The following is a 13,168-nucleotide window of genomic DNA, read 5'->3' as shown; positions in this document are numbered from 1 at the left end:
CCTTTTAGACCGTCAAAAGGGCCGGTACGGAGCAATCGATGAGTCAATCAGCTGGCCTGCCAGATGTCCGGACCGAAGACCTCGTAGTGGATCCGGGTGGCGGGGATGCCGGCGTTGATGGCCTCGTTGCGGATGTTCTTCATGAACGGCAGCGGTCCGCACAGGTACAGGGAAGCGTCGGCCGGAAGGTCGACTTCGCGCAGGGACATGAACCCCTCCTTCGCCCCGTCTGCCGGCGTTTCCAGCCAGAGCTGCAGCTCGGCGCCGCCCAGGCGTTCGACGTCGGCGGTCATCTGGCTGCGCAGCGCCCAGCTTTCCAGCGTGCTTTCGGCGTGCAGCACCAGCACCTGGCGGTCCGAGCCGGATTCGGCGAGCGAGCGCAGGATCGAGGCGGTGGGCGTGCAGCCGATGCCTGCGGATGCCAGGACCACGGGGCCGCCGCCGTCCTTGAGGGTGATCTCGCCGTAGGGGTTGGAGATTTCCAGGATGTCGCCGGGCTGGACGGTGTCGTGGAGCACCGGGGAGACTTCGCCGCCGTCGTCCCGCTTGGTGGTGAACGTGCGGCTGGTGCCGGCCTCGCCGGACAGGGAGTACTGGCGGACCTGCCGCAGGCCGTCGGGAAGCTGGACCTTAACGCTGATGTACTGGCCCGGGATGGCTTCGGTGACGGGCGTTTCGTCGGCGGGTTCGAGGGTGAAGGTCACGGACCCGGCGCCGGCGGGGGTCTTTGCCGCCACCCGCCACGGGGCCCACATCCGGTCATTGGCCTGTGCCGCGTACAGGCCCTTCTCGAGCTTGATGAGGGCGTCCGCCATGAGCCAGTACACCTCGGTCCAGGCTTCGGCGATCCCGGGGGTGATCACCTCGGCGAGGTCTTCGGCGATGGCTGCGAACAGGTGCTCGTAGACCACCTGGTACTGCGATTCGGTAATGCCCAAGGATGCGTGCCGGTGCGCGATGCGGGAGAGGACCGCCTCCGGAAGCGTTCCGGGGTTGTTCACCAGGTGGGTGGCGAAGGCCGCGATGCTTCCGGCCAGGGCCTGCTGCTGGGTGCCGTTGCGCTGGTTGGAACGGCTGAAGAGGCCATCCAGCAGTTCGGGGTGGGCGGCAAACAGGCGGGAGTAGAACTTGGGGGTGATCTGCCCGATCCGGGAGCCCACCAGCGGCAGGGTGGCTTCGATGACAGGGCGTGATTTATCCGAGAGCATTGCGGACTCCTGAAGTTGGGACCGGGGCCTTCGTCCGGCCGTAATGAAATGCTGCATTTGAAATGCGAGTATTTCTGCCTTAGTTCTACACCCTGTAGAAGTTTCGAATCAAACTGGGAGGCAACACCCGGATAGGTGGGTGGGGGAGTGGCTCAGATGCCGGGCAGCTGCGTGTTCTCCGGGCCCGTGTCGAGGTCCGGGCGCAGGCCGATCATGGCGAAGACCGGGGCCATCTGGCGGGAGCCGGGAAGCTCGGCAATGACCACCGGGTCAAGCTCGCGGTAGAACGCTTCCCGGGCGCGGGCCAACGCTGCGCGGAGCCTGCATTCATTAATGAGCGGACAGTTGCCCGTGGCTGACATGCACTCGGCCGGGTCGGTGCGGGTGTCCAGTTCGCGGAGGATCTGTCCAACCGTGGCGGTGCGCCCGGCACTGCTCAGCCGGGAACCGCCGGTCCTGCCGCGTTCCACGTCGATCAGTCCCATGGTGCGCAGCCTGGCCATGGCCTTGCTGACGTGGTTGTACGGCGTCCCCACGGAATCGGCGATGTTCTGCGTGGTCAGCAGCTGGCCGTCCGGGGCGGCGGCAAGCACCATCAGGGCCCGGAGGCTGACGTCGGCGAAGGCGTTGATCTTCATGGCGCTGCGCCGGTCTAGTCCACCCAGATGACGGGCTCGTTGGTGTCCGCCTCCAGCCGGCCGAACTCCCACTCCTGCGTTGCCGTGTTCGCGGCGTAGGGGAGCACGGCGGCGAAGACGGAGCCGTCACGATGCTCCGCGGCCACATGGATGGCGTCCGAGTCGTCCTCCACCAGCAGGATGTCGCACACCAGGGCGGCGGCCCGGAAGTCGTTCCGGTTCTGCTTCAGGAGAGCCTGCAGGTCGTTGATCATGGCCTCGGCGTCGAACTCCGACCCGTCCCCGCCTGCCGTGTCAGCCGGGGAGACGGCTACCAGCCGCACTTCGCCGTCGTTCTGCACGGTGAGGGCGAACGGGAGGAACCCGCCGCCGCGCTGGAGCTGTTCCCGGGCGGCGCTGACGCCGGTCCCCAGGAGGTTTTCAAGGTCAACGGCGGTGGCTTCGGGTACCGAGTCGCGCCAGCTTCCCTGTCTTTCCGGGGCCGGGCCGGTATGGTCGGAGGCCACGGCCTAGCCCCGCACGATGGCGAGGACCCGGTCCCGGATCCGTTCCATGGTGGCCCGGTCCGTCGCTTCGGCGTTCAGCCGCAGGAACGGTTCGGTGTTGGACGGGCGGAGGTTGAACCAGTAGCTGCCGTCGTTGGCCGTGAAGGTGCTGCCGTCAAGGGTGTCGATGCTGATGTCCTCGCCGGCGAAGTCCTGGCGCACGCGCTCCACCGCAGCGGGCTTGTCCTCCACTTCGGAGTTGATTTCGCCGGAGCTGATGTAGGGCTCGTATTCGTGGCACAGCGCGGACAGCGGCCCCTCCTGCTCGCCCAGGGCGGCCAGGACGTGCATGGCGGCCAGCATCCCCGTGTCCGCGTTCCAGAAGTCGCGGAAGTAGAAGTGGGCGGAGTGTTCACCGCCGAAGACGGCACCCTCGTCGGCCATGACTGCCTTGATGAAGGAATGGCCCACGCGCGTGCGGACCGCACGGCCGCCGTCGTGCTCCACCAGTTCGGCCACGGCACGGGAGGTGAGGAGGTTGTGGATGATCGTCGGGGTGGACTCGCCCTGGGCCTTGGCCCGGGCGATCTCGCGGCGCGCAACCATCCCGGTAACGGCCGACGGCGACACGGGCTCGCCCTTTTCGTCCACCACGAAGCAGCGGTCGGCGTCGCCGTCGAACGCCAGGCCGATGTCCGCGCCGTGTTCGAGGACCGCAGCCTGCAGGTCGCGCAGGTTTTCCGGTTCCAGCGGGTTGGCGGGGTGGTTGGGGAAGGACCCATCCAGTTCGAAGTAGAGCGGGATGATGTCGAACGGCAGCTTGGGCAGCAGGGCGTCGCCCAGGACGGCGGGCGTGGTCAGCCCAGCCATGCCGTTGCCGGCGTCCACCACCACCTTGAGGGGCCGCGACCCGGAGAGGTCCACGAGCTTGCGGAGGTATTCTGCGTAATCCTTCAGCACGTCCCGTACGCCGATGAGCCCACGGGTGGCAGCGGCCGGGATGTGGCCGGTGTCCAGGTACTGCTCGGCCAGGTGCTGGATGTCCTTCAGGCCCGTTTCGGAGGAGATGGGAACGGCTCCGGCCTTGGACATTTTGATGCCGTTGTAGCCGGCCGGGTTGTGGCTGGCGGTGAACGTGGCGCCGGCCCGGTTCAGGAATCCGCAGGCGAAGTAGAGTTCGTCCGTGGAGATCAGGTCAAGCAGCTCAACGTTGGCGCCGCGCGTGGCGGCGCCGTTGGCGAACGCCTTGCTGAATTCGGGGGAGGAGGGGCGCATGTCGCCGCCCACCAGGATGGTCTGCCCTTTGAGCTGCAGGACGTCCACGAACGCGGCCCCTACGGCCTCGACGATTTCGGCGGTGATCGACTCGCCCACGATGCCGCGGACGTCGTAGGCCTTGAAGGATGCCGAAAGGTCAAAAGTCGTTGTCTGTTCGCTAGTCACGGGCTTTATCTTACGTGGGCCCGCGCGGTGCCTGTGGAGGAGGGGAGGGACCTGGCGATTGTGACGGAAGGGACGGTGTGGGCCTTTCCACATATGGCGCCGCCCGGGCGGTTCGTGTCAGGGGTGGCTGGGATACTGAATCAATGGTCGATAACCGGAACGCCACACTGTCCCCTGCCGATGCCGGACCCGACGCGGACCCGCGTTCAACCGGGGCCGCGCCTGCATCCGCCACGCATGGCCAAGCGCTGGCGGTGCTGCGTGAACTCGTGGGCAACCCGGACGCCGGATTCCATGAGGGGCAGTTCGAGGCCATCGAGGCGCTGGTCGACGGCGGCCGCAGGACCCTGGTGGTCCAGCGCACCGGTTGGGGGAAGTCGGCCGTCTACTTCGTGGCGTCGCTGCTGCTGCGCCGCAGGGGCGCAGGGCCCACCCTGATCGTGTCGCCGCTGCTGGCGCTGATGCGGGACCAGGTGGCGGCCGCCGCCAGGGCCGGTGTCCGCGCCGTCGCCATCAACTCGGCCAACCAGCTGGAATGGGACAATGTCCGCGAACAGCTGGCCGCTGACCAGGTGGACGTGCTGCTGGTCTCTCCTGAACGGCTGACCAACCCCTCCTTCCGCGAAAACCAGCTGCCGGAGCTGATCCGGCGGACCGGCCTGCTGGTGATTGATGAGGCACACTGCATCTCCGACTGGGGGCACGACTTCCGGCCGGACTACCGCCGCATCGCCGACCTCATCGATCAACTGCCGGGCACGGTGCCGGTCCTCGCCACCACCGCCACGGCCAACTCCCGGGTGGTCCATGACATCGAGGAGCAGCTCGGCGCCGGTGTCCTGACCATCCGGGGCGCCCTGGGGAGGGATTCCCTGCGGCTTGGCGTTCTGACGCTTCCGGACGCCAGGCAGCGGCTCGGCTGGCTGCTCACGCACCTGTCGGACCTCCCGGGCAGCGGCATCATCTACACCCTCACCGTGTCCGCTGCCGAGGATACCGCCCGGCTGCTGGCCGAGGCCGGCCATGAGGTGCTGTCCTACACCGGCCGGACAGACCCGGCGGACCGGGAACACGCAGAGCAACTGCTCAAGGACAACCAGGTCAAAGCGCTGGTGGCCACCTCGGCCCTGGGAATGGGATTCGACAAACCGGACCTGGGCTTCGTGGTCCATCTCGGTGCCCCGTCATCACCGGTTGCCTACTACCAGCAGGTGGGCCGTGCCGGCCGCGGTGCCGCCAACGCGGACGTGCTGCTCCTGCCCGGCAGCGAGGACCGGGACATCTGGCAGTACTTCGCCACGGCGTCCATGCCCTCGGAGGAAAAGGCCGCGGCTGTCCTGACGGCCCTGGCGGAGGCGGGGACCGCCGTATCCACCGTGGCGCTGGAAGCCCGCGTGGACCTTCGCCGGACTCCGCTCGAACTGCTCCTCAAAGTCCTGTCCGTTGACGGGGCCGTGGAACGGGTGGGCGGCGGATGGCGTTCCACCGGTCAGCCCTGGGTGTACGACGCCGAGCGGTACCGGCGCATCGCCGAGGCCCGCGTGGACGAACAGGACTCCATGATCATCTACCAGGACACCGCGGGGTGCCGGATGGAGTACATCACCTCGGTCCTGGACGACGACACCGCGCACGCCTGCGGCCGGTGCGACAACTGCGCGGGGCAGTGGTTCCCGTCCGACGTCGCCTCCGACGCCACGGCCGCGGCCGGGCAGACGCTGAGCCGGGCAGGGGGTGTCCTGGAACCGCGGCTGCAATGGCCCAGCGGCATGGACCGGCTGGGTGTCCCCGTCAAGGGAAAGATCAAGCCTGCGGAGTCGGTCGGCGAAGGGCGGGTCCTGGCCAGGCTCACGGACCTGGGGTGGGGCGGCGCGCTGCGGACGCTCTTCGCCGCCGGCGCCGAGGACCGTCCCGTTGACCCCGCCATGCTGCAGGCCTGCGTCCAGGTCCTGCGCGAGTGGGGATCCGGTGACACCCGTACGCCCGGCTGGAGTGGAGCAGGGCGGCCCGCAGCCATCGTGAGTATCCCGTCACGCACCAAGCCCCAGTTGGTCGATTCCCTGGCGCGGGGCATTTCCGACATCGGCCGGATACCATACCTGGGTTCGCTGGAGTTGGCGCACGGCGGCCCCACCGGCAGCCGGGGCGGCAACAGCGCCTACCGGCTGGCCGGCGTCTGGGACCGCCTGGTGCCGGGGCCGGAACTTGAGGCCGCGCTGGGCGGCATCCAGGGCCAGAGCGTCATGCTGATCGATGACCTTGCGGACAGCAGGTGGACCCTCACGGTCGCCGGGCGGGCCCTCCGGCAGGCCGGGGCCGGGGCTGTCCTTCCGCTGGTGCTGGCCCAGGCGGGCTGACATCAGGCTCAGGTTCCTGTGCCGCCGGGACACGGCTGACCTCCGCCCCGGCATGCCGTGGCAGGAGGATGCTGTCCAGGGTGCTGGCGAGCATCAGGGCCGCCATGGCCAGGAAGGCGCCCCGGTAAGGGCCGGCGTCGTCCGAGGGAAAGGTGCCCAGCCCGTCGAAGACCCGGATCAGCAGGGCAGCCACGGCGATCCCGGCGCCGGTGGCCAGCTGCACCAAAGTGGCCGAGACGGTGTTGGCTGAGGTCAGCTGGGCAGGAACGATGTCTGCGTACTGCACCGAGGCGTAGGACGAGAACCCGATGGAGCGGAACGCACCGCTGCAGACCAGGAGGGCGAAGGTCAGGGCCTGCGGCGTGTCCTGAGTCAGCAGGGCACAGAGTGCGAACGTGGCGGCAGAGGCCAGGGACGCGAAAACCAGCATGGCCTTGAACCCGAAGCGGCGGATCAGCGGCGTGGTTGCCGGTTTGATGCCGATGTTGCCGATGAACACGGCGGCCACCATGATGCCTGCGTGGATTGGTGTCCAACCGAAGCCCGCTTGGAACATGAGGGGCAGCAGGAAGGGCACGGAGCTGATGGTCAGGCGGTAGACGAAGCCGCCGGTTGCCATGGCGCGGAAGGTCCGGGTGCGGAACACAGCAAGGTTGAACAGCGGGTTCCGGGCCCGGCGCATCCAGAGCACGGCCGCAAGCAGGGAAACCGCTCCGGCCGCCGCGCTGAGGGCAGCCCACGGGCCGTCAGGGTGGGAGCTGGCCAGCTCGAGGCCCACCACCAGGGCCCCGACACCCACTGTGGTCAGGAACAGCCCGGGCCAGTCCAGGCGCCGCTGTTTGTCGCCGGCGGACGGAGGTACCAGCCGCAGTGCTGCCACGAATGCCGCCACTCCCAGCGGGAGGTTGATCAGGAAGATCCAGTGCCAGGACAGGTAGGTGGTGAGCGCCCCACCCACCAGGGGTGCCAGGACTGGAGCCAGGAGCCCGGGCCAGACCAGGAACGCCGTGGCGCGCAGCAGCTCCGATTTCGGCGTGCCGCGGAGCACCACCAGTGTGCCCACGGGAACCATCATGGCGCCGCCGGCCCCCTGCGCGACGCGGCTGAGCGTCAGGGTGGCGAGATCCTGGCTGAGGGCGCAAGCCAGGGAGGCGACGGTAAAGACGGCGATGGCCAGGCAGAAGATCCGGCGCGCACCGAACCGTTCGGCCAGCCAGCCGCTGATGGGAATGCCCACGGCGACGGTCAGCAGGTACGCGGTCATGGTGATGTTGACGTCTGCGGCGGGGACAGCGAAGTCGGCTGAAATGTTGGGGATGGCCGTGGTGAGGACGGTCCCGTCCAGGAACTCCATGAAGAAGGTGGCCGCCACCAGGAGGGCCAGCCTGGGACTCCAGTCCTGGGTGTTTCCGGGGGGCTGCGTGCCGTCCTGGCGCGCGCGGGCCCGATCGTGTGATGCCATCCGTTTATCCTGCCACCGCGCGGCGGCTGCCAGCAGGCGCGGTCCGCACCCCGGACGGCCCTTGGAAGGGCTGCTGGAGGGGCCGTTCCGGACCGGTGGGGCGTCGGGGCGCCAGGCAGGGATTGCCGGGCTTTCCCCGGATTGCCCCAGGAACGCAAAAGGCCCCGGTCCATAGACCGGGGCCAAACGCGGAGACGGGGGGATTTGAACCCCCGGTCGAGTTTAACCCCGACCCTTCATTAGCAGTGAAGTCCATTCGGCCGCTCTGGCACGTCTCCAATTGCTGTTGCCAGCCCACCAAGGATACGCAGATCCGGGCATTCAGTGCAAAACGTCGATGGGCCCGCGCGCAGGCCGCACTGCAGGCAGCGCGGCCTGTGCAGACCGGCGCCGGACCTCACGACGGCACCCCGGGAAGCAAGGGGCGGTGTTCTCGGCAGCACGGCGCGTTCCGGGTGTTGCTATGCGGGAGGCCCGTCGGGGCGCACCATCCTGATTTCGGGCAGGTCCTCCCAGCTGGCCAGCCTGTCCTCGGCGCCGTCGGGTTCAAAACCGAAGCGCCGGTAGAAACCAATGGCCCGGCTGTTGCCCGCCGCTACCCACAGGCTCGCCGCCCGGCTGCCGAGGGCGGCCTCCAGCAACTGCCGGCCCAGGCCCAGCCCCTGATGCGAGGCCAGCAGGTACAGCCCCCACAATTCCAGGTTCCCCGAGGCCGGCGGCGGGTGTCCCTCCGGGGATCCCGGGGCGGGGAGGGTGCGGGCACCGGAAAAGCCCACCACCGTGGCGCCGTCGCACGCCACCCAGGCCTCCGCCGGGTCCGGCCTGTCCAGCAGGTGCCGCCACAGGGCGAGCCGGTCGTCACGGCTGGACGACGCCAGGAAGGCGTCGGACAGCATTCCCCGGTAGGTCTCCCGCCAGCACTGGACATGGACGTCCGCGAGCCGCTCCACGTCCGGTGCCAAGGCGCGCCGGACGGACAACCCGGCGGACGTGCCCGGAGTCACGGCGTTCCGCCCGCCAGCGCTTTCCACAGGAAGTGCTGGCTGCGGGCCTGCAGGGCGGCTGCCTGGCGGTTGTCCGACGCACCGGCGTGGCCGCCTTCCAGGGCCTCGTGGAACCACACGTTGGGGATGCCCATCGCGAGCATGCGGGCAGCCATTTTCCTCGCTTGGACAGGACCCACACGATCATCCGAGGTTGCCGTCCAGATGAAGGTTTCGGGGTACTCCACCCCGTCCTTGAGCAGGTGGTAGGGCGAGAAGGTCCGGATGAACTCCCACTGGGCCGGGTCGTCAGGGTCGCCGTACTCGGCAATCCAGGAATGCCCGGCGGACAGCCTGGTGTAGCGGCGCATGTCCAGCAGCGGCACGCCGCAGGAGACCGCCCCGAAGAGTTCCGGGTACCGGGTGAGCATGTTGCCCACCAGCAGCCCGCCGTTCGAACCACCCACGCACCCCAGCCGTTCGGGCGAGGTGACACCCCGGGAGATGAGGTCCCTGGCCACGGCGGCGAAGTCCTGGTAGGCCTTGTGGCGGTTTTCCTTCAGGGCCGCGCGGTGCCACGAGGGGCCGTATTCGCCGCCGCCACGGATGTTGGCCACCACGTAGACTCCGCCGCGTGAGTGCGGCGCCGCGCCGCCGTCGCCCGGCAGTCCGGCGGTGCGGCGCTCCAGCCACGCCCGGCCCACCGTTCCGCTGTAGGCAGGCGTGCGGGATACCTCGAAGCCGCCGTAGCCCGAGAGCTGCGTGGGGTTCTGGCCGTCGAGCGGCAGGTTGTGCGCCGCCACCTGGAAGTAGGGGACACGCGTTCCGTCCTCCGAGACCGCGAAGTGCTGCTGGACTTCGTAGTCGGCATCGGAGAAGAACGACGGCGAAGACTTCACCGCCGCGTGCCGGCTCACCACCCCGGCCGTTCCCGGCTCCCCGCGTTCCAGCGTCCCCCGGAGCAGCGTGCTTGGGGTGGTGAAGCCCGTGGCGACCAGCCAGAAATCGTCGCCCGCACCGCCGTCGGCTGCTGCGTCATCCTCGTCATCCACCGCGTAGGCGGTGACGTCGTGCAGCGGCGGGCAGGCGTCCAGGGGAGTGGACGCCCAGGCGCAGCCGTCGCCGGATGCGCCCGGAAGGGAGGGATCCAGGACCCGGATCTCCGAGGAGACATCCTGCAGGAGGTTGAGCAGGAGGAAGTTGCGCGTCCAGCTCCACGACTGCAGCGAGGTCCGGGCATCCGGCGTGAACAGCACGGACAGGCTGCGGGCGCCTGCGAGGTAATCCTCGAAATCTGCGGCCAGCAGCGAGCCAGCCGGGTAGGTGGCGCCGTCCACGGACCAGTCCTGCTGGGGGCGGAACAGCAGCCACTGGCGGTGGGCGCTGACATTGACGTCCGTGGGTACATCGATGGCCACCCATTCACCGTCCCGCAGCACCAGGTTGGTCCGGTTGAAGAAATCGATGTAGTCCACGGCGAACGTTCGCTCGAACCCGGGGGTGGAATCATGCGCCACCACGGCCATCATGTGCTGCTCGGGAACGTCGAAGATCCTCGGCGAGCCTGCCAGGGTGCCGCCGCGCTTCAGGGTGACACCGGTCCGGGCGTAGGAGGACGCGGTTTTAGGCAGGCCGTCCGCCGTCGAGGAAACGAGAAGGGTGTCCGCGTCCAGCCACGAGACGTTGCCCTTCGCCGTCGGGAGGTCGAAGCCCCCGGCGGCCGGGTCCACGAACGTGCGGGAGTCGACGTCGAACTCCCGGTACCGGTTCGCGTCGCCGCCGTCGGGAGAGAGGGCCAGCAGCGCCCGGCGGTAGGGTTCGCCGGCGGCCGGGCGCAGGAACGTGGCGCCGTGGAACACCCACTCCTCACCCTCGGCGGCGGCCAGCGCGTCCACGTCCAGCAGGACGTCCCACTCCGGGGCGTCCGTGCAGTAGCTCTCCCAGCTGGTGCGGCGCCACAGGCCCTTGGGGTTGTTCCCGTCCTTCCAGAAGTTGTAGTACCAGTCCCCGCGTTTGCCCACCATGGCGATCCGGTCCGTCGAGTCCAGCACCTCAAGGATGCTGGATTCGAGGGAGGCGTAGGCCGCGTCCTCGAGGAGGTCCTCCGTGCGGGAGTTCTGCTCCGTGACCCAGGCCAGCTGCTCCTCGCCGTAGATGTCCTCCAGCCAGGCGTTTTCATCGGCCGGCTCCGGAGCGGAACCGGCCGGCGCCGGGCCCGCGGGGGCAGTTGCTGCCGGGGCCGCGCCCGCGGGCGCACCGTCCTCGTCGGGGAGGGCGGGGCCGGGCACGGGCGCTGAATCAGCTGCAGTGGTGGTCATCCGCCCATCCAAACAACATCCGCTCAGCGCTGGCAAGTCAACCGGCCGGGCCATTCTCCGCGCCGAGCCCGTACTCTGGAAGGCGTGGAAAAAACGCAGAGCATCCGGACCGCCATCATCGGTGCCGGCCCCCGGGGCACCAGCGTCCTGGAACGCCTGCTCGCCCACGCTGCGGACCTCCTAACCGCCGGAAACCCCGGCTCGGTGGCGGACGGGTCGGCTCCCTTCACCCTCCATATCGACGTCGTCGACCCCTATCCCGCAGGCCCGGGACACGTGTGGCAGCCCGGCCAGTCGCGGCTGTTCCTGATGAACACGCAGTCCTTCTACCCCACGCTCATCCCCGAGGACCCGGCGCTGCCCGCTGCCCTGGCCGGGAGCACGTTCGAGCGGTGGCGGCAACGGCAGCAGCAGGACCCGCTGCCGTCGCTCACCGACGAGGAACGGGCCGAACTCGCTGTCCTGGGAACCAACGACTTCCCCAGCCGCGCCCTGTACGGCCGCTACCTGAGGTCAACGCTGGATGACCTGCTGGCCAGGGTGCCCGACGGCGTCACCATCGACTTCCACGAAACGTCCGCGCTGTCGGTGCGCAACGGGGCGGACGGAATGTTCGACGTCGAACTGGCCACCGGTGCGGCGCTCCGCACCGGTTCCGTGGTCCTGGCGCTCGGCCACATACCGTCGCGCCTCAACCCGGAACAACGTGAACTGCAGGCCGCAGCGCAGCAGTTGGGGCTGACGTACCTGCCACCTGCTGTGCCCGCGGACGTGGACTGGGCACAGATACCGGCCGGCGAACCGGTGCTGGTCCGCGGCATGGGCCTGAACTTCTTCGACACCATGGTCCAGCTCACTGAGGGCCGGGGCGGAAAGTTTGTCGAGACCGGCGGCCTGGACGGGAGGCTGGAGTACGAACCTTCCGGCCAGGAGCCGCTGATCATTGCCGCCTCCCGCCGCGGCACCCCTTACCGGGCCAAAGCGGCCCTGGCGGGCTACTACGCCTCGTCGGTGACGCTCCGCTACCTGACCGAAGCTGCCGTGGAGCGGTTCGCCGCGGCCGGGATCAGGCCCGGTTTCGACCACGACCTCTGGCCGCTGCTGCACCGTGATGCCCTGTGGGCCTACTACTCCACACTGGTGCGCTCGCAGCCCGGCGCCGTCCCGGACAGTGCCGCGTTCCTGGCCGCGCTCGAGGAAGCCCTGCATCCGCACGCCCACAGCGCGGCCAACTGGGAGGACGCCGTGGAGAGCGTCCTTGCCGTGCACGTCGGCCCGCGGCACCGGCTTGACCTCCCCGGCCTTGCGGCCCCGCTGGCGGAACGCACGTTCGCCTCACGCGCCGATCAGGACGCTGCCGTCGTCGAATTCCTCCTTGATGACGCCCGCCGCTCCGCCCTGGGCGAGGAGGACCCGGTGAAGATGGCCATCGCCGCCCTCCACCACGGGCGCGCCGTCCTCAAGACAGCAGTGGCCGACGGCGGCATCACCGACGAATCCTGGGTCGCCGGCCTGCGCGGCTGGTTCGAATCGTTCGTCGAGGGGCTGGCCAGCGGTCCGCCAGCGCTGCGCTCGGAGCAGCTGGCCGCCCTGGCGCGGGCCGGCGTGGTCAGTTTCGTGGGGCCGGACCCCAAGTTCGGGGTGGACCGCAGGGCCCGGACCTTCATCGCTTCCTCGCCGTGGGTTGCCGGGCAGCCCGCTGCGGCGCGCACCATGGTGGAGGCGCTCGCGCCCGGCAACAGGGTGTCCGCCAACGACTCCCCGCTCCTGCAGCAGCTGCTCGACGACGGGATGGTCCGGTCGCGGCACATGATGACCGCGGAGGGGGCGCCCGTGCAGTCGACCGGTCTGGACGTCGAGCCGCACCCGTACCGGCCCGTGGCGGCCAACGGGTCCGTCACCGAAGGACTGTACGTGCTGGGCCTGCAGCTGTCCTCCGCGCAGTGGGGCACGGCCATCGCCGCCGAGGCGTACCAGCCGGGCGGGCCCGCCTACCGGAGCGGCCAGCGTACGCTCCGGGACGCGGACGAGATCGCGGCAGCCATCCTCCGCCGCTGACCCCGGTTCCGATACGGACACTCATTTTCGACGCGCATATTCTCTGACGCCCCGGGTATTGGGGCCGCGTCACCGGATTTGCGCGTCGAAAAGGGAGCAACCCGACTTCATAAGTCTGCCCGCGGAAAAGAAATATCCGACGCCGGAAACGCGCTCCGGCCGGCGCGGCCTCCCCTTGACTTGACCCGGCCGCCCGCTGCGCCTCCGAAGCGGAGC

Annotated in this window: 9 protein-coding genes and 1 tRNA gene; 2 read left to right on the top strand and 8 right to left on the bottom strand. The window is 69.2% G+C overall.

The genetic code is table 11. The features are described from left to right. Positions 1-47: 47 nt before the first annotated feature. The 4 genes from AS031_RS14225 to AS031_RS14210 all read right to left on the bottom strand — a co-directional run bounded on the left by AS031_RS14225 (position 48) and on the right by AS031_RS14210 (position 3,774). Entirely contained in the window at positions 48-1,208 is a 1,161-nt protein-coding gene (locus AS031_RS14225; RefSeq protein ID WP_058268822.1) for a globin domain-containing protein, read from the bottom strand. A 152-nt stretch (positions 1,209-1,360) separates the two neighbouring features. Next, the gene (locus AS031_RS14220) at positions 1,361-1,846 is read right to left on the bottom strand and encodes an RrF2 family transcriptional regulator (RefSeq protein ID WP_058268821.1); all 486 of its coding nucleotides are present in this window, start codon (positions 1,844-1,846) and stop codon (positions 1,361-1,363) included. A gap of 14 nt (positions 1,847-1,860) precedes the next feature. Beyond that, the gene (locus AS031_RS14215) at positions 1,861-2,352 is read right to left on the bottom strand and encodes a hypothetical protein (RefSeq protein ID WP_058268820.1); all 492 of its coding nucleotides are present in this window, start codon (positions 2,350-2,352) and stop codon (positions 1,861-1,863) included. Between the two features lie 3 nt (positions 2,353-2,355). Then, on the bottom strand, positions 2,356-3,774 hold the full coding sequence (locus AS031_RS14210; protein ID WP_058268819.1) for a phosphomannomutase/phosphoglucomutase: 1,419 nt from the start codon (positions 3,772-3,774) through the stop codon (positions 2,356-2,358). A 143-nt stretch (positions 3,775-3,917) separates the two neighbouring features. On the opposite strand from AS031_RS14210, the gene AS031_RS14205 reads away from it, so the two are divergent. Then, positions 3,918-6,131: a RecQ family ATP-dependent DNA helicase gene (locus tag AS031_RS14205; protein WP_058268818.1), complete on the top strand. Its 2,214-nt coding sequence runs from the start codon at positions 3,918-3,920 to the stop codon at positions 6,129-6,131. On the opposite strand, the gene AS031_RS14200 is transcribed toward AS031_RS14205, so the two are convergent. The 4 genes from AS031_RS14200 to AS031_RS14185 form a co-directional block, all read right to left on the bottom strand. Next, entirely contained in the window at positions 6,055-7,593 is a 1,539-nt protein-coding gene (locus AS031_RS14200; protein ID WP_058268817.1) for an MFS transporter, read from the bottom strand. The genes AS031_RS14205 and AS031_RS14200 overlap by 77 nt on opposite strands. 189 nt (positions 7,594-7,782) lie before the next feature. Next, positions 7,783-7,871, bottom strand: a tRNA-Ser gene (locus AS031_RS14195). A gap of 183 nt (positions 7,872-8,054) precedes the next feature. Beyond that, on the bottom strand, positions 8,055-8,597 hold the full coding sequence (locus AS031_RS14190) for a GNAT family N-acetyltransferase (RefSeq protein WP_228379640.1): 543 nt from the start codon (positions 8,595-8,597) through the stop codon (positions 8,055-8,057). After that, entirely contained in the window at positions 8,594-10,894 is a 2,301-nt protein-coding gene (locus tag AS031_RS14185; protein WP_058268816.1) for a prolyl oligopeptidase family serine peptidase, read from the bottom strand. Before AS031_RS14185 ends, AS031_RS14190 begins: the two co-directional genes overlap by 4 nt. A gap of 84 nt (positions 10,895-10,978) precedes the next feature. On the opposite strand from AS031_RS14185, the gene AS031_RS14180 reads away from it, so the two are divergent. Beyond that, positions 10,979-12,952 carry an FAD/NAD(P)-binding protein gene (locus AS031_RS14180; RefSeq protein ID WP_058268815.1) on the top strand — a complete coding sequence of 658 codons (1,974 nt, stop codon included), beginning with the start codon at positions 10,979-10,981 and terminating at the stop codon, positions 12,950-12,952. Positions 12,953-13,168: the final 216 nt, after the last annotated feature.

The organism is Pseudarthrobacter enclensis (genome assembly GCF_001457025.1).
Classification (GTDB): domain Bacteria; phylum Actinomycetota; class Actinomycetes; order Actinomycetales; family Micrococcaceae; genus Arthrobacter; species Arthrobacter enclensis.
The sequence above is the reverse complement of the archived record's forward strand: the minus strand, read 5'-3'. Positions and strand labels throughout refer to the sequence as shown.

Excerpts from the sequence above, each read along its gene's own strand:
- AS031_RS14205 (WP_058268818.1), top strand. The coding sequence starts at position 3,918 with ATGGTCGATAACCGGAACGCCACACTGTCCCCTGCCGATGCCGGACCC.
- AS031_RS14225 (WP_058268822.1), bottom strand. The coding sequence starts at position 1,208 with ATGCTCTCGGATAAATCACGCCCTGTCATCGAAGCCACCCTGCCGCTG.
- AS031_RS14220 (WP_058268821.1), bottom strand. The coding sequence starts at position 1,846 with ATGAAGATCAACGCCTTCGCCGACGTCAGCCTCCGGGCCCTGATGGTG.
- AS031_RS14200 (WP_058268817.1), bottom strand. The coding sequence starts at position 7,593 with ATGGCATCACACGATCGGGCCCGCGCGCGCCAGGACGGCACGCAGCCC.
- AS031_RS14185 (WP_058268816.1), bottom strand. The coding sequence starts at position 10,894 with ATGACCACCACTGCAGCTGATTCAGCGCCCGTGCCCGGCCCCGCCCTC.